General features: G+C 58.4%; 21 protein-coding genes. 8 read left to right on the top strand and 13 right to left on the bottom strand.

Going from position 1 to position 24,377, the window contains the following annotated elements:
- Positions 1-6: 6 nt before the first annotated feature.
- Entirely contained in the window at positions 7-1,005 is a 999-nt protein-coding gene (gene nagZ, locus ALO80_RS26410) for a beta-N-acetylhexosaminidase (protein ID WP_174518977.1), read from the bottom strand.
- Positions 1,006-1,142: 137 nt separating this feature from the next.
- Positions 1,143-1,859, bottom strand: coding sequence for a transcriptional regulator PsrA (gene psrA / locus ALO80_RS26405; protein WP_054985256.1), 717 nt, complete (start codon positions 1,857-1,859; stop codon positions 1,143-1,145).
- A 258-nt stretch (positions 1,860-2,117) separates the two neighbouring features.
- On the opposite strand from psrA, the gene lexA reads away from it, so the two are divergent.
- Together lexA and sulA are read left to right on the top strand one after the other, a co-directional pair.
- Positions 2,118-2,726 (top strand): transcriptional repressor LexA, encoded by a 609-nt coding sequence (gene lexA, locus ALO80_RS26400; RefSeq protein WP_003315796.1) that lies wholly within the window; start codon positions 2,118-2,120, stop codon positions 2,724-2,726.
- Positions 2,727-2,735: 9 nt separating this feature from the next.
- Positions 2,736-3,206 carry an SOS-induced cell division inhibitor SulA gene (gene sulA / locus ALO80_RS26395; protein WP_055011109.1) on the top strand — a complete coding sequence of 157 codons (471 nt, stop codon included), beginning with the start codon at positions 2,736-2,738 and terminating at the stop codon, positions 3,204-3,206.
- Positions 3,207-3,224: 18 nt separating this feature from the next.
- Here sulA and ALO80_RS26390 read toward each other — a convergent pair whose 3' ends face one another.
- The 7 genes from ALO80_RS26390 to ALO80_RS26360 all read right to left on the bottom strand — a co-directional run bounded on the left by ALO80_RS26390 (position 3,225) and on the right by ALO80_RS26360 (position 11,664).
- On the bottom strand, positions 3,225-3,458 hold the full coding sequence (locus tag ALO80_RS26390) for a hypothetical protein (protein ID WP_003315798.1): 234 nt from the start codon (positions 3,456-3,458) through the stop codon (positions 3,225-3,227).
- 61 nt (positions 3,459-3,519) lie between these two features.
- A complete protein-coding gene (locus ALO80_RS26385) occupies positions 3,520-4,041 on the bottom strand; it encodes a DUF6586 family protein (protein ID WP_055011108.1) in 522 nt (173 codons plus the stop codon).
- Between the two features lie 123 nt (positions 4,042-4,164).
- Positions 4,165-6,777: a type I DNA topoisomerase gene (gene topA, locus ALO80_RS26380; RefSeq protein WP_055011107.1), complete on the bottom strand. Its 2,613-nt coding sequence runs from the start codon at positions 6,775-6,777 to the stop codon at positions 4,165-4,167.
- Between the two features lie 114 nt (positions 6,778-6,891).
- Positions 6,892-7,128: a DUF1653 domain-containing protein gene (locus ALO80_RS26375; protein WP_054985260.1), complete on the bottom strand. Its 237-nt coding sequence runs from the start codon at positions 7,126-7,128 to the stop codon at positions 6,892-6,894.
- Between the two features lie 103 nt (positions 7,129-7,231).
- Positions 7,232-8,407 (bottom strand): acetyl-CoA C-acyltransferase FadA, encoded by a 1,176-nt coding sequence (gene fadA / locus ALO80_RS26370; RefSeq protein WP_054985261.1) that lies wholly within the window; start codon positions 8,405-8,407, stop codon positions 7,232-7,234.
- Between the two features lie 4 nt (positions 8,408-8,411).
- The gene (gene fadB, locus ALO80_RS26365) at positions 8,412-10,577 is read right to left on the bottom strand and encodes a fatty acid oxidation complex subunit alpha FadB (RefSeq protein ID WP_055011106.1); all 2,166 of its coding nucleotides are present in this window, start codon (positions 10,575-10,577) and stop codon (positions 8,412-8,414) included.
- Between the two features lie 649 nt (positions 10,578-11,226).
- Positions 11,227-11,664 carry a hypothetical protein gene (locus ALO80_RS26360; RefSeq protein ID WP_055011105.1) on the bottom strand — a complete coding sequence of 146 codons (438 nt, stop codon included), beginning with the start codon at positions 11,662-11,664 and terminating at the stop codon, positions 11,227-11,229.
- A 130-nt stretch (positions 11,665-11,794) separates the two neighbouring features.
- Between ALO80_RS26360 and ALO80_RS26355 the strand changes: the two genes are divergently transcribed.
- Positions 11,795-12,235 (top strand): universal stress protein, encoded by a 441-nt coding sequence (locus ALO80_RS26355; protein WP_055011104.1) that lies wholly within the window; start codon positions 11,795-11,797, stop codon positions 12,233-12,235.
- Between the two features lie 67 nt (positions 12,236-12,302).
- On the opposite strand, the gene ALO80_RS26350 is transcribed toward ALO80_RS26355, so the two are convergent.
- Positions 12,303-14,213, bottom strand: a complete 1,911-nt coding sequence (locus ALO80_RS26350) for an ATP-binding cassette domain-containing protein (RefSeq protein WP_055011103.1) — start codon at positions 14,211-14,213, stop codon at positions 12,303-12,305.
- A 204-nt stretch (positions 14,214-14,417) separates the two neighbouring features.
- On the opposite strand from ALO80_RS26350, the gene ALO80_RS26345 reads away from it, so the two are divergent.
- Positions 14,418-16,346, top strand: coding sequence for a transglycosylase SLT domain-containing protein (locus ALO80_RS26345; RefSeq protein ID WP_054985266.1), 1,929 nt, complete (start codon positions 14,418-14,420; stop codon positions 16,344-16,346).
- A 48-nt stretch (positions 16,347-16,394) separates the two neighbouring features.
- On the opposite strand, the gene ALO80_RS26340 is transcribed toward ALO80_RS26345, so the two are convergent.
- Both ALO80_RS26340 and ALO80_RS26335 read right to left on the bottom strand, forming a co-directional pair.
- Positions 16,395-17,204 (bottom strand): MOSC domain-containing protein, encoded by an 810-nt coding sequence (locus ALO80_RS26340; RefSeq protein WP_055011102.1) that lies wholly within the window; start codon positions 17,202-17,204, stop codon positions 16,395-16,397.
- 102 nt (positions 17,205-17,306) lie between these two features.
- Positions 17,307-18,233 carry a chemotaxis protein CheV gene (locus ALO80_RS26335; protein ID WP_054985268.1) on the bottom strand — a complete coding sequence of 309 codons (927 nt, stop codon included), beginning with the start codon at positions 18,231-18,233 and terminating at the stop codon, positions 17,307-17,309.
- Positions 18,234-18,684: 451 nt separating this feature from the next.
- Between ALO80_RS26335 and ALO80_RS26330 the strand changes: the two genes are divergently transcribed.
- On the top strand, positions 18,685-19,116 hold the full coding sequence (locus tag ALO80_RS26330; RefSeq protein WP_054985269.1) for a hypothetical protein: 432 nt from the start codon (positions 18,685-18,687) through the stop codon (positions 19,114-19,116).
- A gap of 162 nt (positions 19,117-19,278) precedes the next feature.
- A complete protein-coding gene (locus tag ALO80_RS26325; protein ID WP_055011101.1) occupies positions 19,279-19,941 on the top strand; it encodes a response regulator in 663 nt (220 codons plus the stop codon).
- Here the strand turns inward: ALO80_RS26325 and yegS are convergent.
- Positions 19,925-20,842: a lipid kinase YegS gene (yegS, locus tag ALO80_RS26320; protein WP_055011100.1), complete on the bottom strand. Its 918-nt coding sequence runs from the start codon at positions 20,840-20,842 to the stop codon at positions 19,925-19,927. The genes ALO80_RS26325 and yegS overlap by 17 nt on opposite strands.
- 523 nt (positions 20,843-21,365) lie before the next feature.
- On the opposite strand from yegS, the gene ALO80_RS26315 reads away from it, so the two are divergent.
- Positions 21,366-22,802 carry an undecaprenyl-phosphate glucose phosphotransferase gene (locus ALO80_RS26315; protein ID WP_055011099.1) on the top strand — a complete coding sequence of 479 codons (1,437 nt, stop codon included), beginning with the start codon at positions 21,366-21,368 and terminating at the stop codon, positions 22,800-22,802.
- On the top strand, positions 22,802-24,259 hold the full coding sequence (locus ALO80_RS26310; protein ID WP_055011098.1) for a mannose-1-phosphate guanylyltransferase/mannose-6-phosphate isomerase: 1,458 nt from the start codon (positions 22,802-22,804) through the stop codon (positions 24,257-24,259). The genes ALO80_RS26315 and ALO80_RS26310 overlap by 1 nt, the downstream gene beginning before the upstream one ends.
- The last annotated feature ends 118 nt before the right edge of the window (positions 24,260-24,377 follow it).

The raw sequence follows: 24,377 nt of genomic DNA, 5'->3' as shown, positions 1-24,377 counted from the left end.
AAATCCTTAATCGATCAGTTGGGCAGCGCGCAGCGCCTGAAGCGCGGCCTGCCAGCGCGGGTGTTGCCGATAGTCGGTGCTGGCCGATGCCTGACCACGCATGCGGGCGATGCGCGACGAAGGCTTGACCTTCAGACGCTGTGCCGCACTGAGTGCCAGTTCTGCCGCAGCACGGTCGTTGCACACCAGTCCCATGTCGCAACCCGCCGTCAGCGCCGCCTCGATACGACTGGCGGCATCACCGACCACATGGGCTCCGGCCATCGACAGATCGTCACTGAAAATAACACCGTCGAATTTCAGTTCGTCACGCAGGATGCCCTGCAACCAGCGCTTTGAAAAACCGGCTGGCTGTGAATCGACCTTCGGGTAGATCACATGGGCGGGCATGACTGCAGCGAGTTGTTGACTCAGGCGTGCAAACGGTACCAGATCGGCAGCACGAATCTGTTCAAGGCTGCGCTCGTCATTCGGGATAGCCACGTGGGAGTCGGCTTCAGCCCAGCCGTGACCGGGGAAATGCTTGCCGGTAGCCGCCATGCCAGCCGCGTTCATGCCACGAATGAACGCCCCTGCCAGCAACGCCGCACGCTCTGGGTCGCCTTCGAAAGAACGCGACCCGACGACAGCGCTGCGCTCATGATCCAGGTCCAGCACGGGGGCAAAGCTCAGGTCCAGCCCGACAGCCAGCACTTCGGTCGCCATCAGCCAGCCACATTGCTCGGCCAGCAGCACAGCATCGGGTTTGTCGGCAATGGCACGCATTGGCGGCAGACGCACAAAACCCTGACGCAGACGCTGGACCCTGCCACCCTCCTGATCCACAGCCAGCAGCAGGTCGGGGCGAATGGCGCGAATAGCCGCACTCAGCTCACGAACCTGACGTGGATGCTCGATGTTTCGGGCGAAGATGATCAAACCGCCCACTTCGGGCTGACGCAGAAACTGACGGTCTTCGCTGGTCAGCCAGGTGCCGGCGACATCGACCATCAGGGAGCCTTGCAGGCCAGAACTCATAGAAAAACCCTTACATACCAGTGCCTGTTTCCAATCCGGCATGGTGCTTGATCCTGAAGCCCGACGCAATGCGATGCGCCGCTGCATTACTCAGGTTTAAAGCGTCAGGATTAAGGCCTGAAGCGTCAGGCCTTTGCGGTCGCAGGCGCACCGCTGCTGCTTTTGCTGCGCGGCCTGAGCTGGGCGGCAATCATAGTCGGGTCACTGACGCCGGTGTCGGCACGCATGCCTGCGGCCAGAAACGGCACCATCAGGCGCATGACCTGCTCGATGGAGGTATTGACGCCGAAATCGGTCTCGGCAATCGCGCGCAAGGCCTTGATACCGGACATGCTGAACGCGGCAGCACCAAGCATGAAATGCACGCGCCAGAACAGTTCGATAGGCGGAATACGCGGGGCGGCTTCGTTGACCAGCGTCATGTAGCGACGGAACACCTTGCCGTACATGTCTTCGAGGTAGCGGCGCAGGTGGCCCTGGCTCTGACTGAAAGCAAGTCCCAGCAAGCGCATGAAGATCGACAGGTCATTACCGCTTCGCGGCTGAACGACAAGTGCCTGCTCGACGAGTATCTCCAGCAGCTCTTCCAGGCTTGGTTTGTGTTCGGGTTTTGCCTGACGCCGCTCCAGCTCGCGGTCGAGGCTTATGCAGAACGGCCCGAGAAAGCGCGAGAACACCGCCTGGATCAGCGCCTTCTTCGAACCGAAGTGATAGTTCACCGCAGCCAGATTGACCGACGCCTTGCTGGTGATAAGACGCAAGGAGGTTTCAGCGAATCCCTTTTCTGCGAACAACTGCTCGGCAGCATCAAGAATGCGTTCAACGGTTTCCGACTGTGCCATGGCTCTCTGCCTAACAAACGAACGTTTGAAACATACGTATCAGGCGACCCGCTTGTCAAGCAGACCCGTTCATTTTGTGGCCGAACAGTCACGAAAATGGATGTTAAATGACAGAAAGCAGCCCATGCAGCGCTTTTGGACAAAAGGCGTGTTATTTACCCCGAGCACCGTCTGGCAGCGAAAGTGAAAAGGATGATTGCCAACGCGCCTTCACTGTATATAATCCCAGTCACTGTATAAAAAGCCAGAGCGCCTCTCATGATCAAACTGACGCCACGCCAGGCTGAAATCCTGGGCTTCATCAAACGCTGCCTGGAAGACAACGGCTTTCCGCCGACACGTGCGGAAATCGCTCAGGAGCTGGGTTTCAAATCGCCCAACGCAGCGGAAGAACACCTGAAGGCATTGGCTCGCAAAGGCGCCATCGAAATGACCCCGGGAGCCTCACGCGGCATCCGCATACCCGGCTTCGAAGCGCGGCCGGACGACAGCAGCCTGCCGGTCATTGGCCGTGTTGCCGCTGGCGCACCGATTCTGGCCCAGCAACATATCGAAGAGTCCTGCAACATCAATCCTTCCTTCTTCCACCCCAGCGCCAATTACCTGTTGCGCGTTCACGGCATGAGCATGAAGGACGTCGGCATTCTGGACGGCGACCTGCTGGCGGTGCATACCACACGCGAAGCCCGCAACGGCCAGATTGTAGTGGCCCGGATTGGCGATGAAGTCACCGTCAAACGTTTCAAGCGTGAAGGCAGCAAGGTCTGGCTGTTGGCCGAGAACCCTGATTTCGCCCCCATCGAGGTCGATCTCAAGGATCAGGAACTGGTGATCGAAGGTTTGAGCGTCGGCGTCATTCGCCGCTAAGGAGACGTTATGCAGTTCCATCAAGCACCGCATTCACAATTGCCACTGTTCGAGGCGTTTCTGGCGCAGCCCATTGCTCCGCTGCTTGCAGATGCAGTCGAAGCACCCTGGGGAGACGACCCGGAACCCTTCAGTGAACTGTCTCTGCGCGGCGCTGCCGGGAACTGCCTTAACCTTCTGGCTCCAATTCTTAGGGAACTGAGCGAGGAAATCGATGCACGCTGGCTAACGCTGATCGCCCCACCGTCAAGCCTGACTCAGACCTGGTTGCGCGATGCAGGGCTCAACAGGGAGCGGATTTTGCTGTTGCAGCCGCGTGGCACACAATGCGTGCTGGAACTGACTCGTGAAGCACTTCGACTGGGCCGTAGCCATACGGTGGTGAGCTGGATCAGCCCGCTTGGCAGCGTGGCGCGCCAGCAATTGATCAGTGCTGCAAAAATCGGGGAAGCGCAGAGCCTGAACATCCGGCTGGGCTAACAAAGGCCCAATCGTCGATCAGTGCAGAACGTGGGGTACGTCATCCTTTTCGATCTCGCCTTCTGCCAGACGACCAGCCATCTGCACACCCACGCTCAACATGGCTTTGGCGACTTCAACATGCTGACCTTGCATGAACGCTTTGGCATCGGCAGAAAAATCAAGCGTTACCAGAGAGCCCTCATCATCGGCACGACGCAGTTCGATGCGCCCGTCAGGCAGTTCGACAATTTCCAGGAAAGAGGTAGGCATTACAGTTACTCCGCAAGAGGCGGGCATTGTAACAGCCTGCCAGCCTGCACTTCATTGGTTTTCAGCACTCGCTCAGGCCTTCACGAAAACGGATGGCCAACCCTTTGAGTTGCTGACGCCAGTTTTCAAGCTCTTCACGTGTCAGTTCAGACTCCGGCTCAGCGTCCAGGTTCACAGCCTGTATCATCGGCTGCGTGACATCACCCTTGAGCTTTTTCGGCGCACGAGGCGGCTCGTACAATGCGTTATAGGCCGCGAGCAACTGCGCTAGCCATGTCTGGCGATTCTGCGCCAGTTCCACCAGCTCGGCCATCTCGGGAATGGCAATGGCGTCAAGCACTTCCTGAGTCAGTAATTCTTCCGCACGACGCGTGCCGGCTTGCGGCAAGCGGTAGAACCCCGCTATCTCGTGACACAAGCCCAGCAGCGCGCCATACAGGTGAAACAGCGCTGACTCACGCTCGGCCTGCAGCAACGCAGGGGCGTTGACCGCCTGCCCCTTCTCCGCCTTTCCCAGCGCTTCGAGCGCGAGCCCTGCGAAATAGATCTTCTGGTTGGTACGGGTATAGAGTTCATGAGCCATGGCGAGTCGCTCCACAACGATGGGATAGTGAACAGCATAGCCTGTAGCGTCACGACAGTCTGGCGACACAGGCTCGCGCCTGTCGAAAACAGCGCCCGGGCCCTTCGACTCGGGCGCTTGCGATCAGCGCTTGTCTTCGACCTTCCAGGCGCTGCCGTCGTAGAACGCACGCCAGCCTGTAGGCTTGCCCTCTACTTCGGTCTGGACATACTGCTCTTTGGTCTTGCGACTGTAGCGGATCACTGCCGGACGACCATCCGGGTCCTTCTTAGGCGCTTCACAAAGAAAATGATACTTGGGATCGATTTCGTCCTTGTGCGGCGCGATCTCGATGACCAGCGGTGCGCGGGTCTCACGGTTCTTCGGGAACTGGCTGGCAGCCAGGAACAGACCCGAAGCGCCGTCACGCAGTATGTAGGTATCGTCGACCTTGTCGCACTTGAGCTCCGGCATCTTCACCGGGTCCATTTTAGGCGGTGCCGCGTCGCCGCTTTTCAGCAACTTGCGGGTATTCTTGCACTCGGGATTGGTGCAGCCAAAGAACTTGCCGAAACGACCGGTCTTGAGCTGCATCTCGCTGCCGCACTTGTCACACTCCAGGCTCGGGCCTTCGTAGCCCTTGATCCGGTAAGTGCCTTCCTCGATCTCATACCCCGTGCAGTCCGGGTTGTTGCCGCAAATGTGCAGCTTGTGCTTTTCGTCGAGCAGATACGCGTCCATTGCCGTACTGCAGATCGGGCAGCGATGCTTGCCGCGCAGCACCCGCGACTCGGACTCGCCTTCATCGTCGTCGGCAATCTCATCGCCGGGAGTCAGATTGACAGTCGCCTTGCAACGCTCCTTGGGTGGCAGGCTGTAGCCGGAACAACCCAGAAACACACCCGTAGAGGCAGTGCGGATCTGCATCGGCCGACCGCACACCTTGCAAGGGATATCGGTCATCACTGGCTGGTTGGCACGCATGCCGCCATCAGCGGCCTCGGCCACGTCGAGCTTTTTGCGGAAATCGCCGTAGAACTCGTCCAGGACGTTCTTCCAGTCGCGCTCACCCTGAGCAACGTCATCGAGGTTTTCTTCCATCCCGGCGGTGAAGCCGTAGTCCATCAGGTTGGAAAAGCTTTCGGACAGACGTCCGGTGACAATGTCGCCCATCTTTTCCGAGTAGAAGCGGCGGTTGTGCAACGCCACGTAGCCACGGTCCTGGATGGTCGAAATGATCGCCGCATAAGTCGACGGGCGGCCAATGCCACGTTTTTCCATCTCCTTGACCAGGCTCGCTTCCGAGTAACGCGCAGGCGGCTTGGTGAAGTGCTGGCTCGGGTCGAGCTTGTTCAGCTTCAAGGATTCGCCCTGCGCCATGTCCGGCAGAACGTCATCGTCGCCCGGCTTGGCCATCTGCGGCAAGGCACGGGTGTAACCATCGAACTTGAGAATACGGCCCTTGGCACGCAGTTCGAAATCGCTCGCGGCGACCGTAACGGTGGTCGACAGGTATTGGGCCGGCAGCATCTGGCAGGCGACGAACTGACGCCAGATCAACTCGTAAAGCCGCTCGGCGTCACGCTCCATCCCTGCCAGCTTGGTCGGGTGGGTGTTGACGTCGGAGGGTCGAATCGCTTCGTGAGCCTCTTGTGCGCCCTCCTTGCTGCTGTAGACGTTGGGTGCCTCTGGCAGGTACTTCTTGCCGAACTCGGTTTCGATATAGTCACGCGCCATGCTCACCGCGTCCGCCGACAGGTTGGTCGAGTCGGTACGCATATAGGTGATGTAGCCTGCCTCATACAAGCGCTGAGCCATCATCATGGTCTTCTTTACGCCGAAGCCCAGACGATTGCTCGCCGCCTGCTGCAGAGTCGAGGTAATGAACGGTGCCGAAGGCTTGCTGCTGGTCGGCTTGTCTTCACGCTTGACGATGCTGTAGCTGGACGCCTTGAGCTTTGCAAGGGCCGCCATAGCCTGGGTTTCGTTCAACGGCTTGAACGCTTCACCGTTTTCACGAGCCACTTCGAAACGCACGTTGGCACCCTTGGCAGTGCCCAGGTCGGCGTGGATTTCCCAGTACTCTTCAGGGTTGAACGCGCGTATTTCACGCTCGCGCTCCACCACCAGCTTTACCGCAACCGACTGCACCCGCCCGGCAGAAAGGCCACGGGCAACTTTCTGCCAGAGCAGCGGCGAGACCATGTAGCCCACAACGCGGTCAAGAAACCGACGCGCCTGCTGAGCGTTGACTCGTGCAATGTCCAGCTCGCCAGGCCTGGAAAACGCTTCCTGGATGGCTTTCTTGGTGATTTCGTTGAACACCACGCGCTTGTATCGACTGTCATCCCCACCGATGGCTTCGCGCAGGTGCCAGGCGATGGCCTCCCCTTCGCGGTCCAAGTCCGTCGCGAGATAGATGGTGTCGGCATCCTTGGCGAGCTTGCGCAGCTCTTCAATGACCTTTTCCTTGCCCGGAAGGATCTCGTACTTGGCTTTCCAGCCGTGTTCCGGGTCGACTCCCATGCGCGAGACCAGCTGGCGCTGCGCCTTTTCTTTCGGCGTCAGTACCGGGCCTTCGCCCGCAGCAGCCTTGCCCCGCTTGACGGCAGGATCCTTTGCGGCACTCGCCGAACCGCTGGTGGGCAGGTCTCGGATATGGCCGATACTCGACTTCACCACGTACTGGTTACCCAAATACTTGTTGATGGTCTTGGCCTTAGCCGGGGATTCCACGATGACCAGCGATTTGCCCATGGATCAGAAGATTCCTGAATAACTAGATGAAAGACAGTGAGGAGCTTGTAAAGGCCACGCTATATATAGTGGCTACAAGGTGAGGTCAAGCACAGCCTGTTGTGCAATTCCCTCTCACGTTCGTGAAAACAGGCTGGCTTCAGCCTCAACCAGAGCAAAGCGCGGGACGTGCTCGCCGTCAACCTCGACAGTCTCCAGAAACATGCTCAAGGGGCGCACCCACATCCCGAAATCGCCGTAGAGAGCCTGATAGAACACGACTTCCTCTTCGGTTTCGGAATGCCTGGCAACACTGAAAACCCGATACTGCGGGCCTTTGTAATGGCGATAGAGCCCTGGTTGCAGATGCATGCTGCGGTCCTCTTGTAACACGTTCAAAAAAATTCGCTGAAAAACCATTTTTCAAAAAACAAAAGCCGGGGCACCAAGCCCCGGCTCGCATCACACACAGGAATCAGACGCGTTCGAAAACGGTCGCGATGCCCTGCCCCAGACCAATACACATGGTGGCCACGCCGAAGGTGCCGCCGTTTTGCTTCATGACATTGAGCAAAGTGCCGGAGATGCGCGCACCGGAACACCCGAACGGATGACCCAGAGCGATGGCGCCGCCGTGCAGGTTAACCTTCTCGTTCATCTTGTCGAGCACTTTCAAATCTTTCAGCACCGGCAAGGCCTGTGCAGCGAAGGCTTCGTTAAGCTCGAAGAAGTCGATATCGGCAATCGTCAGACCGGCGCGCTTGAGCGCCTTCTGGGTCGCCGGGACCGGGCCATAGCCCATGATCGCAGGGTCGACACCGGCCACCGCCATCGAGCGGATCACCGCCAGAGGCTGGATGCCAAGGTCCTGGGCACGCTGGGCCGACATGACGATCATGCACGACGCGCCATCGGTGATCTGCGAAGAAGTACCTGCAGTCACGGTGCCGCCCTTTGGATTGAACGCCGGCTTGAGAGCCGCAAGACTTTCCAGGGTGGTGTCCGGACGAATGGTCTCATCGTAGTCGAAGACCTTGAGGAAACCGTTTTCGTCATAGCCCTGCATCGGGATGATCTCGTCCTTGAACTTGCCTTCCAGCGTTGCCTTGTGGGCCAACTGGTGGGAGCGCAAGCCGAAGGCATCCTGCTGTTCGCGAGTGATGCCATGCATCTTGCCAAGCATTTCAGCGGTCAGGCCCATCATTCCGGACGCCTTGGCGGCATGCAGGGACATATGCGGGTTCGGGTCCACGCCATGCATCATGCTCACATGGCCCATGTGTTCCACGCCACCGATGACGAATACATCACCGTTGTTGGTCATGATTGCCTGCGCAGCGGTGTGCAGCGCGCTCATGGACGAACCACAGAGACGGCTCACCGTCTGGGCGGCGGAGGTGTGCGGGATCTGGGTCAGCAACGACGCCATGCGCGCGATGTTCCAGCCCTGCTCCAGTGTCTGGTTGACACAGCCCCAGATCACATCCTCGACTTCGGCCGGGTCAATCTTGTTGTTGCGTTCGAGCAGCTTGCTGATCAAATGCGCGGACATGTCCTCGGCGCGGGTGTTGCGGTGCATGCCGCCCTTGGAGCGGCCCATCGGAGTACGACCGAAGTCGACAATCACGACGTCTCTTGGATTAAGGCTCATTCGTTCATTCCTCGGAAGACGCTTGACCGAAGAAGCTCTGGCCATTTGAGGCCATCTCACGCAGCTTCGCGGTCGGTTGATACAGGGCACCCAGCTCGGCGTAGCGGTCAGCCAGGGCAACGAATTCGGCAACACCGATGGAATCGATATAGCGCAGCGCACCGCCACGGAATGGAGGGAAACCAATACCGTAGATCAGGCCCATGTCGGCTTCGGCAGCGGTTTCGACAATGCCGTCTTCCAGGCAGCGAACCGTTTCAAGGCACAATGGAATCATCATCCAGTTGATGATGTCCTCATCGGTCACTTCACGCTGCTCGTAGACAATCGGCTTGAGCACATCCAGCACAGCCGGGTCATTGACCTTTTTGGGCTTGCCCTTCTTGTCTGTCTCGTAGGCATAGAAGCCCTTGCCGTTCTTCTGCCCCAGGCGATTAGCCTCGTACAACGCGTCGATCGCGGAGCGACGGCCGTCTTTCATGCGGTCAGGAAAACCTTCGGCCATGACATCACGGCCATGGTGGCCTGTGTCGATACCGACAACGTCCATCAGGTAGGCAGGTCCCATCGGCCAGCCGAATTTCTCCATGACCTTGTCGATGCGCACGAAATCCACGCCGGCGCTGACCAGTCTGGCGAAACCACCGAAATATGGGAACAGTACGCGATTGACCAGGAAGCCTGGGCAGTCGTTGACTACAATCGGGTTCTTGCCCATCTTCTTGGCGTAGGCAACGGTCGTGGCGACCGCTTCTTCGCTGGACTTCTCGCCACGGATCACTTCCACCAGCGGCATCATGTGCACCGGATTGAAGAAGTGCATGCCGACGAAGTTTTCAGGGCGCTTGAGGGCCTGAGCCAACAGACTGATCGAAATGGTCGACGTATTGGAGGCCAGAATAGTATTTTCACCTACGTTGGCTTCGACTTCGGCCAGTACCGCCTGCTTGACCTTAGGATTCTCGACAACCGCTTCGACCACCAGGTCGACATTGCCGAAATCGCCGTAGGACAGCGTAGGACGAATCGCGTTAAGCGCCTCGGCCATCTTCGCCGCAGTGAGGCGACCTTTTTCCAGACGGCCACCCAGCAGTTTGGAGGCCTCGTTCAGACCCAGTTGAATGGCTTCTTCGCGGATATCCTTCATCAGGATCGGCGTGCCCTTGACCGCCGACTGATAAGCTATACCACCGCCCATGATACCGGCGCCCAGCACGGCGGCCTGCTTCACATCCCTGGCAACCTGATCGTAGCCCTTGGCTTTCTTTTTCAGTTCCTGATCGTTCAGAAAAAGGCCGATAAGGCTCTGCGCAGCAGAGGTCTTGGCCATCTTCACGAAACCGGCAGCTTCGATTTCCAGCGCCTTGTCGCGACCAAAGTTGGCCGCCTTCTGAATGGTCTTGATGGCTTCGACCGGTGCCGGATAGTTGGGTCCGGCCTGACCGGCGACGAAACCCTTGGCGGTTTCAAAAGCCATCATCTGCTCGATGGCATTGAGCTTGAGCTTGTCCAGCTTGGGCTGGCGCTTGGCCTTGTAGTCGAACTCGCCGGAAACTGCGCGCTGGATCAGGTCAAGCGCGGCTGCCTGGAGCTTTTCGGGCGCAACTACCGCATCGACGGCACCGACCTTCAGTGCGTCTTCTGCGGAGTTTTCCTTACCTGACGCGATCCACTCGATTGCGTTGTCGGCACCGATGATACGCGGCAGGCGTACAGTGCCGCCGAACCCCGGGTACAAGCCCAGTTTGACTTCGGGCAGACCGATACGAGCGCTGCTGGCGATGACCCGGTAGTCTGCGGCCAGGCACATTTCCAGACCACCACCCAGCGCAATACCATTGATCGCCACGACAGTCGGCACGCCCAGGTCTTCAAAATCACTGAAAATCCTGTTGGCTTCGAGATTGCCCGCGACCAGTTCAGCTTCCGGCAACTTGAAGTTGTCGACGAACTCGGTGATGTCGGCTCCGACGATGAATCCGTCCTTGCCACTGGTGACAATAACGCCCTTGACGGAAGCGTCGGCCTTGAGTGCATCGACGGCCTGACGCAGTTCATTGAGGGTGAGACGGTTGAACTTGTTGACGGACTCACCCTTGAGGTCGAAATTCAATTCGACGATGCCACTTTCAAGAGCCTTAACCGTGATGGCTTTACCTTCGTAAATCATCAACTGATCTCCACAATATGGAAGCTGAACAATACCCGCCGGACATTGATGTCAGACGGGGCTACGACGTCGCCGTCGATGAACACGCCAAATCACACGTTTACCCGCCGCGACGTGGTAGTCAGGATTCTGTCAGAGCTTTCTGACGACCAAACGATCATTTCATACGCCCGTTTGATTTGGGTACGCACACCTTCGGACATAACCGTGAGATTGTCAATTCGACAAAACACTCAGAAATCTTCGTTTTCGCACGAATATGCGGGCGCTCCATAATGCCCACGACTGGCCGCGATCCGCCATCATTCGCAGGAATGATAATGACCTTACGCAGGGCTGCAGCCGCTCCTGAAAACATCAGGCACAGCGTCATGCCCCTGGAAAAATCAGGCTTGAACGCACCGCCTGAGGGCACGCGCAAAAAATATTTGCAGGAATCGCGACAAAAAGGAGCAAAAGGGCTAGAGTCGCAGCACTGCGCCACAAGAGGCTCGCAATGCAGCTGATTTGCGGGTGCGCAACAGCGGAAGCCGACATGGCGGCGAAAGCCTGTCGGCACGCGACGAATTATCGGCCTGCCTGGCCAACCCCGGCCCGATGTTGTTATCGGGCTTTTTAATGCCTGCGATTCAAGTTCTGCCGGTCGGTTTCAGGCCAGCGCCTTGAGCACCGTATCAATACGCTGCAACACTTCCGCCTCGCCCCGCTCCGCCCAGTACACGGCAATCATCTGTCCGTCAGCCTCGACCTTGTAGGCATCTGCGGGCAGCGTCCCCAGATGAGGCAACAGTTTCGTATCTTCACAGACCTCGCGCCAGCGATTGCGCCAGACACCCGGCTCGCTTTGCCAGTACGCCCAGGCATCCGCGTGCGAACCCAGACGCGGCCGATGGTATTGGGCACAAGGGCTGGGCGGCTCCTTCTTCAGCCAGTGCGGCCACTCCTGTGGAGCCAGCTGCATGCCCATGCCCAGACGTCGCGCCTCCATACGCAGCGCCATTCTGCCGCTCTGATGGCGCGACGAGCGCAACCACACCAACGGGCTCAGCATTACACCAATGATTGACAGGACTATCCAGACCGTCATATTTCTTGCCCCCACCCGATCTCAGGCATCTCACAACACTTTTGAAAACAATGAGTTGCACAAGGGTCTGCCCAGATGCAAACGAAAGAGCCATACTCCCACCATCGCAATTCTCCCGGAGGACACCCTCATGCCATACGAACACATTCTGGTTGCCATTGACCTCACCGATGAGTGTGACCCGGTCATCCGTCGCGCCAGCTTGCTGGCAACGGCCAGCGAAGCAAAATTGTCGGTCGTGCACATCGTCGAACCGATCGCAATGGCGTTCGGTGGCGACGTCCCCATGGACCTTTCGCAACTGCAGCAGCAACAGATCGATCAGGCCAGAGAAAAGCTCGGGAAGCTGAAGCTCAAGTATCCTCAGCTGGAAAACAGCGAAAGCCACATGGTTTTCGGCCAGCCACGCCAGGAAATCCACAAGCTGGCGAAGAGCGAGGCTTGCGACCTGATCGTTGTCGGCAGTCACGGCCGTCATGGGCTGGCCCTGCTGCTCGGTTCGACCGCCAACGACGTTCTGCATGGTGCGCCGTGCGATGTGCTGGCGGTGAGCCTGAAGAAACCCGAGTAATCCGACCAGGTACAACGAAAAGCCCGGTCACCCGGGCTTTTCTGCATGACACGGACTCTCAGTGCGATTACTCGTCCAGTTCAGCCCAACGCTCCAGGAGCTTGTCCAGCTCGGCCTGCAGGTTTTCCAACTGCGCCAGCACTGCTGCGGTCTGCTCGGCTGAACGCTGATAAAAGCCCGGCTCGGCCATTTCCGCGTTCAGGGCAGCCATCTTGCCTTCGACCTCATCGATCTGCCCTGGCAACGCCTCCAGCTCACGCTGAAGCTTGTAGCTGAGCTTCTTCTTCGCGACCGGCATGTCCTGAGCGGCAACCGGTGCAGCCTGCACCACAGCGCTGGCCAGCTCGGCCTTGCCGGACTTGGTGTCGGCAACGCCCAGCAGACGCGGCGAACCGCCCTGACGCAACCAGTCCTGATAACCGCCCACGTATTCGCGAACCTTGCCTTCACCCTCGAATACCAGGGTACTGGTGACGACGTTGTCGAGGAATGCCCGGTCGTGACTGACCATCAGCACGGTGCCCTTGAACGTCAGCAGCACCTCTTCAAGCAGTTCCAGGGTTTCCACGTCCAGGTCGTTGGTCGGTTCGTCGAGCACCAGCAGGTTGGCTGGCTTGCTGAACAGCTTGGCCAGCAACAAACGGGCACGCTCACCACCCGACAGCGCCTTGACCGGGGTGCGGGCACGCTGCGGACTGAACAGGAAGTCGCCAAGGTAGCTCAGAACATGACGGCTCTGGCCATCGATGTCGATGAAATCACGCCCCTCGGCAACGTTGTCGATCACGGTCTTTTCCAGATCGAGCTGGTGACGCAACTGGTCGAAATAGGCGACATCCAGACGCGTGCCAACTTCTACCTTGCCGCTGGTCGGTTGCAGGTTGTCGAGCATCAGCTTGAGCAGCGTGGTCTTGCCAGTGCCGTTGGCACCCAGCAGGCCGATACGGTCTTCGCGCTGCAGGACCATGGAAAAATCCTTGATCAGGGTCGGCCCGCCCGGATGGGCAAAGCTGACGTTATCGAGGACCATGACCTGCTTGCCGGATTTCTCGGCAGTATCGAGCTGGATATTGGCCTTGCCGGTGCGCTCGCGGCGCTCGCTGCGCTCTACACGCAGCTCCTTGAGGGCACGCACGCGGCCTTCGTTGCGGGTACGACGCGCCTTGATGCCCTGACGGATCCAGACTTCTTCCTGAGCCAGGCGCTTGTCGAAAAGTGCGTTGGAGGTCTCTTCGGCGGCCAGTGCGGCTTCCTTGTGGACGAGGAAGCTGGCGTAATCGCCGTCCCAGTCGATCAGGCCACCACGGTCCAGCTCGAGAATGCGGGTCGCAAGGTTTTGCAGGAATGCCCGGTCGTGCGTAATGAACAGCACTGCACCCTGAAAATCCTTGAGGGCTTCTTCAAGCCAGGCAATGGCACCGATGTCCAGGTGGTTGGTCGGCTCGTCCAGCAGCAGCAGGTCTGGCTCGGAAACCAGCGCCTGGGCCAGCAGGACACGGCGACGCCAGCCACCGGACAACTCGGCAAGGGTCTTGTCGGCAGGCAACTGCAACCGGCTGAGCGTACTTTCGACCAGTTGCTGCAAGCGCCAGCCATCGCGGGCTTCGAGGTCTTGCTGAACATGCATCAGCTTGTTCAGGTCCTCCTCGGTGACGCAATTCTGCGCCAGGTGGTGGTACTCGGCCAGCAAGGCACCGACGCCATCCAGGCCTTCGGCTACCACGTCGAATACGGTCCGTCCGTCGGCTACCGGCAATTCCTGGGGCAACTCGCCAATCTTGAGGCCGGGTGCACGCCAGACAGCCCCGTCATCAGGCTTCTGAACGCCTTTGACCAGCTTCAACATGCTGGACTTGCCTGTACCGTTACGGCCGATGATGCACACCCGCTCACCACGGGCGATCTGCCAGGACACCTTGTCCAATAACGGCATCGCGCCGAAAGCAAGGGACACATCGCTGAATTTGAGCAGGGTCATGAGCTTCTCCAAAAACCGGGCGCGCATTCTACCTGAGATAACACGCGGATGTCGGGAATCGTGGCACCCGTAACAACTTCCACACAGCCTTCACAACCGACAATTATTTCCATATGAGACAAGCTCGTCGGCAATGCTTTCACCATGAGCTGGCAAAAGGCTAAGCTAGCGATACTTTTCACGACTCATCTGCTCGGAAGTCTCATGCGCAGTCGTTTGTTCAGCTTTTTATCGTGCCTGCTCCTCTCCACCACCGCCGTTCAGACTGCTCATGCGGCAGACCTCAACCAACAACGCAAGTATTACGACGAAGCAAAGCGTGCGCTGGCCAAGGGCGACTCGGGCCCGTATCAGATGTACAGCACGGCGCTGGCTGATTACCCGCTGGAGCCTTACCTCGAATACGACGAGCTGACAGCTCGCCTGAAGACCGCGAGCAATGCAGAAATCGAGAAGTTTCTTGCCGAACATGGTGATCTGCCCCAGGCCAACTGGATGAAGCTGCGTTGGTTGCGCTGGCTGGCAGAGCGCGGTGACTGGCAACCGTTCGTCAAGTACTACGACCCGAAGATGAATTTCGTCGAACTTGACTGCCTGTACGGCCAGTACCAGTTGAATAACAACAAGCGCGCCGAGGGCTACGCCAGCGCGGAAAAACTATGGATGACCGGCAAGACGCTGCCAGCCGCCTGTGACGGGTTTTTCGCACAATGGGCAGCCGCCGGCCAGTTGACCGAGCAGAAGCGCTGGCAGCGGGCCAAGCTCGCCGCTCAGGCGCGCAACTACAGCCTGGCCAGCACGCTGGTCAACAGCCTCAACTCGCTGGCACCGCAGGGACGCCTGCTACTGGCTGTCGCCCAGAAGCCTGAAATGGTCAACAACCCCGGGCAGTTCGCACCGGTGGATGAAGCCATGTCCGATGTAGTCGGCCTTGGCTTGCGCAGACTGGCCAAGGAGGATCCGCAAAAAGCCCTGTCGATGCTCGACGGCTACGCGGCAACGATGCACTTCTCCCGCGAGGAGCAGGTGGAAATTGCCAAGGAGATCGGCCTGACCCTGGCGCGCCGCTACGATGACCGCGCGCTGGAGGTCATGACCCGGTACGACCCCGAACTGCGCGACAACACCGTTACCGAGTGGCGCATGCGTCTGCTGCTGCGTCTGGGCCGCTGGGAGGACGCCTACGAACTGGCGCGTCGACTGCCCAAGGACCTTGCTGCAACCAATCGCTGGCGTTACTGGGAAGCCCGCTCGCTGGAACTGGCTCAACCGAACAGCCCGTTGATTGCCGCCCTGTACAAGGATGTTGCCAAAGAGCGCGATTTCTACGGATTTCTGGCCGCCGACCGCACGCAGAGCCCTTATCAACTCAATAACAAGCCGCTGGTACTCAGTCAGGCGCTGATCAACAAGGTGCGTAATACCCCCGGCGTACGTCGTGCACTGGAGTTTCATGATCGCGGGGAGATTGTCGACGGGCGTCGTGAGTGGTATCACGTGAGCCGCTTGTTCAATCGTGACGAGATGGTTGCCCAGGCCAAACTGGCCTATGACCTGAAATGGTACTTCCCAGCCATTCGCACGATCAGCCAGGCCCAATACTGGGATGATCTGGACATACGTTTCCCGATGGCGCATCGCGACACACTGGTTCGCGAAGCCAAGGTACGCGGCCTGCACTCGAGCTGGGTGTTCGCCATCACACGTCAGGAAAGCGCCTTCATGGATGACGCGCGCTCGGGCGTCGGCGCCAGCGGCCTGATGCAACTGATGCCTGCCACCGCCAAGGAAACTGCCCGCAAGTTCAGCATCCCGCTGGCCTCGCCGCAGCAGGTGCTGGACCCGGATACCAACATCCAGCTGGGTGCCGCCTATCTGAGTTCGGTGCACGCCCAGTTCAACGGCAATCGTGTGCTTGCCTCGGCGGCCTATAACGCAGGGCCAGGACGCGTACGGCAATGGCTCAGAGGTGCCAACCACCTGGCCTTCGATGTCTGGGTCGAGAGCATTCCGTTCGATGAAACCCGTCAGTACGTACAGAACGTGTTGTCATATTCGGTGATCTACGGCCAGAAGCTCAACTCACCTCAACCGCTGGTAGATTGGCACGAGCGGTTCTTCGACGACCTGTGATCCGTCGCCAGGCGTGCTCCGCAGAGCACTCCTGGCGCCAGACGCCTTCTATTCCAGCACTTCGACCGTCATACCCGTTTCAAGCTCACCCAACCCGAGGTTGATCACATTCTGACCAAACAGAACATTGCCCTCTACTTCCCGATAGGTCTTGAGTGTAGCGAAAGGCTCGCGATCCGGACTGCGCTCGCCGGTGGCCGGGTCGACAGTGGTCAGGATGCAGCGCGCGCAAGGCTTGAGCAGCTGGAACTCGATGTTGCCAATGCGAATGCGCTTCCAGCCATCCTCGGCAAAGGCCTCAGCCCCTTCGATCACCAGATTGGGCCTGAAGCGCAGCATCTCCAATGGCCTGCCCAGACGCCCTGACAGATCGTCGAGCGAGCCCTGCCCGATCAACAACAACGGAAAACCGTCGGCGAAATTCACGTGACCTTCATCGTGACCGTGACCGCCAGGCATCCGGCGTGCCCGCTCGACAGGCATATACACCATGCGCGTGGGCTTGCCGATAAAACGGCTTACCCATCGAGCAGCCACGTCGCCGGCGTCCGGCACCTGCAACGAGTCTCGCCAGACTGTCACACCCCGCAGGTTCGAGTCGACATCCAGAGGAATCGCCACATCCAGAGGCTCGAAACCGGGAGCCGACAGGGTCACGCCGCCACTGGGATTCCACAACACGGACAATCGGGACATGTGCGGCAGGGCTCGCTGGGTAAGGAACCGGCCATTGCTTTCATCGACCAGCATCCAGCGTCGATCCCCCTCCAGCCCCAACCGGTCAAACGACGCACGCTGCATGGTCTCCGGCTTACAGGACTTGAGAGGGTAACGATAGAGCGAGCTGAGACGTAACATGGGAGCCGGTTCCTTTGATGGCTGGATAAGCGTTGATGCAGACATCAAAGCTTATCCGAAGCCGGAGCGGCAGGCATCCGCGATCAGCGACCGCGTGAAATATCAGCCAATCATCAAAAGACGTTCACGTACCACTTCAACCAGCTTGTCGGGCTGGAATTTGGAGAGGAAGTTGTCGCAACCGACCTTCTTGACCATCGATTCGTTGAAGCTGCCGGACAACGAGGTGTGCAGAACGATGTAAAGACTGCGCAGACGCGGGTCGTTGCGGATTTCAGTGGTCAGGCGGTAACCGTCCATTTCCGGCATTTCGGCATCGGTGAATACCATCAGCAGCTTTTCATGAACGTTCTCACCTGCGTCCGCCCAGGCCTTGAGCATGTTCAGCGCCTTGAGACCATCGCTCGCCACATGCAGCTTGAGACCCAATTGCGACAGCGTGTCGCGCAACTGCGCCAGTGCCACCTTGGAGTCGTCGACCAGCAACACCTCTCGACCGCGGGCATTTTCCAGCACCGGGTCCTCAAGCTTCTCACGGGACACCTTGGCGTTGTACGGCACGATCTCGGCGAGCACTTTTTCAACGTCGATGATTTCTACCAGTTGGTCATCGACCTTGCTGATGGCGGTCAGATAATGCTGGCGGCCGGCGCTGGCCGGCGGCGGCATGATTGCATCCCAGTTCATGTTGACGATGCGGTCCACACCGCCGACCAGAAAGGCCTGAACCGAGCGATTGTACTCGGTGACAATGATGGTACTGCCGGGGCCCGGGACCAGCGGCCGCATGCCGATAGCCTGGGAAAGATCGATTACCGGAAGGGTCTGGCCACGCAGATTGACTACGCCACACACGAACGAGTGACGTTGCGGCATGAGGGTCAGCTTGGGTAGCTGCAATACTTCCTGGACCTTGAACACGTTGATCGCGAACAATTGCCGACCGGCAAGGCGAAACATGAGGATTTCCAGGCGATTCTCGCCCACCAGTTGTGTGCGCTGATCTACTGTGTCGAGAATGCCTGCCATTATGAGCTCCTGAAGCAATGGTCACGATGAGTCTGTTGAGCCTGTATCGGCTGAAACCAGCCGGACCTTAATGGCGATGAAAGGCCATTCCCAATCATTGATGTCACTTTACCATCATGCTTTACTGGTGTCGCTTTCCAGTCAGACAAATACGACGAAGGCCTGATCAGGGAGGCGCGCAGGCACAGCGCCTTTCTGAAGCAGCTTTCAAAAAACCTGCTAAAAGTCAATCGGGGATAACCTGATATGATCAACATCTAATTGCCACTATTGTGACGCCATTCTCAATACAAGAATGGGGTCCGGTTCGTGCTCGCTTTCCAATCCTTGCAGTCGAGCGGCGCTGGCAACATTCAGAAACGCCCTACATACTTTCGTTTGAAATCGACATTAACTGTCAGCCATTCGCCGCGGGCGGAAGTTCGCTATCCATGATCAGTGGAGACAAAGGATGCTGAGCAACAATGATTGGCAGCATAAGCATGACGAGTTCCTGAGCACCTCTCAGGCACTTCTGCACAAGTCGGAAGAATGTCTTTCGCACCTTGAGTTGATCCCCAACGACGAGGACGCCACCGGCTGCCTTCTGACGACCTTGCGCACGCTGGCACAGGAAGCGGAAGCCGCGCCTGTGCCCTGCATTGCCGATTTTTCACGCCAGCTGTGTCAACTGCTGAAGACCGGCAGTCAGGCCAGCGAACTCTCCCGGGAAACCCTGCTGACAGTCAAACACTGCCTGATGCTGATGTCCTGGCAGGTCGAGCTTCTTGACCCGCAAACGGGGGAGTTGACGATGGACAATAACGAACAGCTGGAACTGCTGGAAAAGCTGGCCAGCGTTTCGTCGCAATCATGCGTGGCCAAGGATGCAACCCAGCGATAACGTTCAATCACTGGCAATCACTGGATGTAGCATTGCAGGTTCACTGGGGTGGTGTTGTCACGTCAGTGTTTTCCGTCCATTGTCTTCATTGCTTTCAAAACCGTTTTAAAGTTTGAACCGGGATTGCACGCATAAGCGGTCCCATTTACACAAGAAGCCACAATGACCTGCAATCTGTTACTGGTCGACGACCACTCCCTGATCAGAGCCGGTGTGCGAGCGCTGGTTGCAGACATGCCAGGCTACGCGATTCTCGGCGAAGCGGCTGACGGTGCGCAGTTGTCGAGTCTGGCGCAGAGGCTCAAACCCGACATCATTCTGCTCGACATCTGGATGAAGAGCGTCGATGGGCTTGAGGCGCTCGAGCACCTGTTGACCGTGCTACCCCATTGCAAGGTCTTGATCCTGTCCATGCACACCGATCCGGACATGATCATGCGTGCGCTGGACATCGGAGCCCGCGGCTATCTGCTCAAGGACACCACCGCTACCGAGCTGGAACAGGCACTGGAAGCACTGCGCAATAACGAACGCTACCTGAGCCCGGCCATCGCCCATACGGTAATCGAGCGCGCCCTGCGCGGCACCCGCTCAGACAGAGCCCGGGCGGCAAAGGAGCGGTATAACCTGACGGCTCGCCAGCTGGAAATCCTGCGCCTGATCGTACGCGGCAAATCCACGCGTGAAATCGCCGACGGGCTGGGGCTCAGTATCAAGACCGTCGAAACGCACCGCTCCCAGATCATGAAGCGGCTGCAGATTTTTGACGTCGCCGGGCTGGTACTGTTTTGCGTCCGCGAACGAATCATCAGCCTGGATGATTGAGCATCGGCGCACGGCCCAGCACAGGTGAGTCCGCCGGCAAATGCACTTGCAGCGCCCCCGGTCGTGCCTCGAACCGAAGGTCTTCACCCGATAACGGTTCACCATCCAGATTGATATCCAGCCCTTGCGCCGACTTGAGCTCTACCCAGGGCAGACGTGCGCGGATAAACATGTTGTCGATCCCCAGCCCGCCCTCCAGCAGGCTTCTGAGCGTGCCGACCACTTCCTGAGGCGCTGGCAGGATGCTGATGTCCAGCAGGCCATCATCGGCCAGTGCGGTCGGACACAACTCGTGGCCACCGCCAGCCTGTCGGCCGTTGCCAATACCCAGCGCCAGGAGATCGCCACGCCAGTGGAAATCCGGGCCGGTAAGTTCGCCGTGGGCAGCGTGCAGCTCGCTGAACCTTGTCAGACCTGTAAACAGATAGGCCGCGCCGCCCAGTACCTTTTTCAGGTCTTCGGAGGTGTTGGCCGTCACCTGACTGCCAAAGCCACCGGTGGCCATATTGAGGAACAGCTTGCCACCTACCTCCCCAAGATCGACGGCACGTGGGGGTACATCCATGAGTTGCAGGGCTCGGGATACATCAAGAGGCACCCCGGCAGCGCGGGCAAAGTCATTGGCAGTGCCCAGCGGCAAAATAGTCAGACTGGCCTTCGTTTCAGCCAGCGCCAAGGCTTCGGCGATGTCGCGCAACGTACCGTCACCGCCGCCTGCCACGATGTGCCGGTGCCCGGACGCAAGTGCTTCGCTGACCAGCCGCTGGGCATCGCCAGCTTCCCAGGTCAGCCTTACGTCGAGCTCCCAGCCCTGCTTGCGTTTGTCGGCAACAGCATCACGCACGTCCTCATTGAGTGCCTGTTTACCGTGAAGAATGAGCATTGCCCTGCGTTGTGTCATGACACCTCCTCTGCCGAACCTACGAATTGAAGCCTGCGAGCGACGCTCTTTCTGTTATCAGCGCCCGCATGTATTTCGCACGACGCATGACTGTGACCCCGCACACATCAAAAAAGCCCACCTGTCTGCGGAATTTTTTTCCACATCGTCGAATACCGGTCAGACCCCTGCCAATACTGGGCCAAACCTGAGATGAAACTCTCTGGTTCAAGGTTTGCGTCAGGGTTGGAACACTTTTGCACTGTCGCTATTTGTTTCATGAGCTTTACTGACAGCAATACCCTCGCTTGAAGGAAGTTTCATCTACAAATGATTGAAAAGCCTTAAATAAAATCCGGAACAGGACGACATATATAAAGTGATATTCACAAAAGACAGTCCGGATTGGTCATGACCGCAGCACGTAACTGGCTACGCTTGGACAATACTGGCGAAGAGATACCTCTTTGACTCTGCAAACATGCCATCGACAGACGTTCAGGATCAGCAGGATTCAGACGCACACAGGGAGTAAAGGAGCTTTATGAGGTTGCAGCCCGTCGACAGTCTTTCGCTGACCCGCACCAGCCTGGTCGAATACTTTCTTTTCGGCATCCGTCTGGCCCATGGTATTGCCTGCATCCTGCCGGGCCTGGTGATCATGTTGCTGATCAAGGACGGCGGCCCGGAAACCCAGCAGGGCTACCTGACCATGCTGCTGTTTTTCGGCTTTGTCGGCGTGCTGGTATTTCAGGCCATGGGGGTCTATTCCGAAGCGTTGTTCAGCAACGACCTGCGCATGGGTGCCATGGCACTCGCCTGGACCGCTGCGTTCGGGCTCCTGTTGTTCATGCAGCAGGCAATGGGGCTGTTCGGCTACCTCTCTGCGGAAGAATTACTGATCTGGTATCTGACCAGCCTTGCGCTGTTCGGCATCATTCGCCTGCTGCTGCTGATGTTGTTCAAACACCAGATGCGCAAGGGTGTGTTCCTGCAACATGCCGTTATTCTGGGCGCTACTGAAAATGGCCTGCGCCTGGCCGAGTACCTGCTTGAGCATCAGGACATCCGTTCGGGGGTGACCGGCTTTATCGACGACCGTATTGGTCGCATGCCCAAAACCGTGGCCAACCTTCCCTTGCTGGGCAATACCAGCGACCTGGAGCGGCTGATTCGTGAAGAAAAAGTGACTCAGGTGCTGGTCGCCCTGCCCTGGACCGCGGAAAACCGCATGGATTACATCATCCGCGAATTGCGCAGGTTACCGGTCAACGTACTGCTGGTGCCGGACATGATTGCCTTCCGGCATACCCATAACCGCATTACCGAAGTGGCCAGGCTGCCGATGTTCAATGCGTCGGATCTGCCGCTCAGTGGCTGGTCGCCGTTCATCAAGCGCGCCGAAGATATCGTTCTGTCATCACTCGCATTACTGGCGTTGTCGCCTGTGATGCTGCTGGTCGCGCTGGCGATCAAGCTGGACTCCCCGGGCCCGGTGTTTTTCCGCCAGAAACGCTATGGCTACAACAATCGCCTGATCGAAGTATTCAAGTTCCGCTCGATGCATCAACACCAGGCCGATGCAACGGCCGAACGGCAGACTACCCGGGGCGATGCCAGAATCACACGGGTCGGGCGCTTCATTCGCAAAACCAGCCTGGATGAACTGCCACAGTTGTTCAACGTTGCGGCAGGCAGTATGTCGATGGTCGGGCCGCGCCCTCACGCGACAGCCACCAAGGCTGCAGGAATCCTGTTCGAGCAAGCGGTCAAGGAATACACCTCGCGGCATCGCGTTAAACCGGGGATCACCGGGCTTGCGCAGATAAACGGCTATCGTGGTGAAACCGACACCGTGGAAAAAATCGAAAAACGCGTCGAGTTCGATCTTGAGTACATAGAAAACTGGTCTGTCTGGTTTGACCTCTACATTCTTATGCGCACTGTGCCTGCAGTGCTATTCACTCGTGAGGCTTACTGATGAGCACTCTCATTCCCTGCATCATCGCCGGCGGCTCCGGCACTCGCCTGTGGCCAGTCTCGCGTGAAGCCATGCCCAAGCCGTTCATGCGCCTTCCCGACGGCCAGAGCCTGTTGCAGAAAACGTTCCTGCGTGCGGTCGGCCTGCCTGGCGTCGATCGCCTGCTGACCGTGACCAACCGGGAAGTGTATTTCCGCACGGTGGACGACTACCGCCAGTTGAATAAAAGCAATGCGCGCCTGGATTTCATCCTCGAGCCCTTCGGGCGCAATACCGCCGCCGCCATTGCCGCCGCTGCGCTGCATGTCAGCCAGTTGTACGGCGATGAGGCGCAGTTGCTGGTACTGCCTGCCGATCACCTGATCACCGATGCCGCGGAGTTTGCCAGAGCAGTGGCCGCCGCACAGAAGCTCGCCGCAGAGGGCTGGATGGTGACATTCGGAATTGTGCCAACCGCACCGGAAACCGGTTTTGGCTATATCGAAAAAGGCCCTGTGCTCAATGCCGACGCCTGCCAGGTCGCGCGTTTTGTCGAAAAACCCGACGCCGTTACTGCCCAGGGCTATGTGGACGGTGGTCTGCATTTCTGGAATGCCGGGATGTTCTGCATGCGTGCCGATGCCGTGCTGCAAGAGTTGCGCACTCACGCCCCTGATGTGCTGAACGCAGTCAGCACATGCCTGGGGGCTAGCCCGCGCAAGGAAGGCAATCGTGAACTGCAGATCGAACTGGACAGTGAGTCGTTTGCCTTGGCACCTGACATTTCCATCGATTACGCGCTGATGGAACGCTCCGAAAAGGTCGCCGTGGTGCCCTGCCAGCTTGGCTGGAGTGATATCGGCTCCTGGCAGGCAGTCCGGGAACTGTCTCCCGTCGACGCCCAAGGCAACTACTGCAATGGCGAAGCTGTGCTGCATGACGTCAGCAATTGCTACATCGACTCGCCCAAACGTCTGGTGGGTGCCATCGGCCTCGACAATCTGATCATCATCGACACCCCCGACGCGTTGCTGATCGCAGACGGACGCCGCAGTCAGGACGTCAAGATCATCGCTCAGGAGCTCAAACGCCAGGGGCATGATGCCTACCGGCTGCACCGCACCGTCACTCGCCCATGGGGCACCTACACCGTGCTCGAAGAAGGCAAGCGCTTCAAGATCAAGCGCATCGTGGTTCGTCCGCAGGCTTCACTGTCGCTGCAGATGCACCATCACCGCAGCGAACACTGGATCGTCGTCAGCGGTATGGCCACGGTTACCAACGGCGAGCGTGAGTTCATGCTTGATACCAACGAATCCACGTTCATCAAGCCGGGCTTCACCCACCGACTGGTCAACCCTGGGGTGATCGATCTGGTGATGATCGAAGTGCAAAGCGGCGAGTACCTGGGCGAAGACGATATCGTGCGCTTTACCGATATTTATGGGCGTGTGCCCGACAAGGCTGTGAAGAGCTGATCAGCAAGCGGCAGCACGCGCCGTATGATCCACCGACCTTTCATCGATAGCAACCGGAACAGGCAGTACCCGCCAACATGAATTTATTACCCGTCAGGGAGCCGTATTTGTGCACGAC

It is taken from the genome of Pseudomonas caricapapayae (genome assembly GCF_001400735.1).
GTDB lineage: Bacteria > Pseudomonadota > Gammaproteobacteria > Pseudomonadales > Pseudomonadaceae > Aquipseudomonas > Aquipseudomonas caricapapayae.
This window is presented reverse-complemented; position numbering and strand designations above follow the sequence as displayed.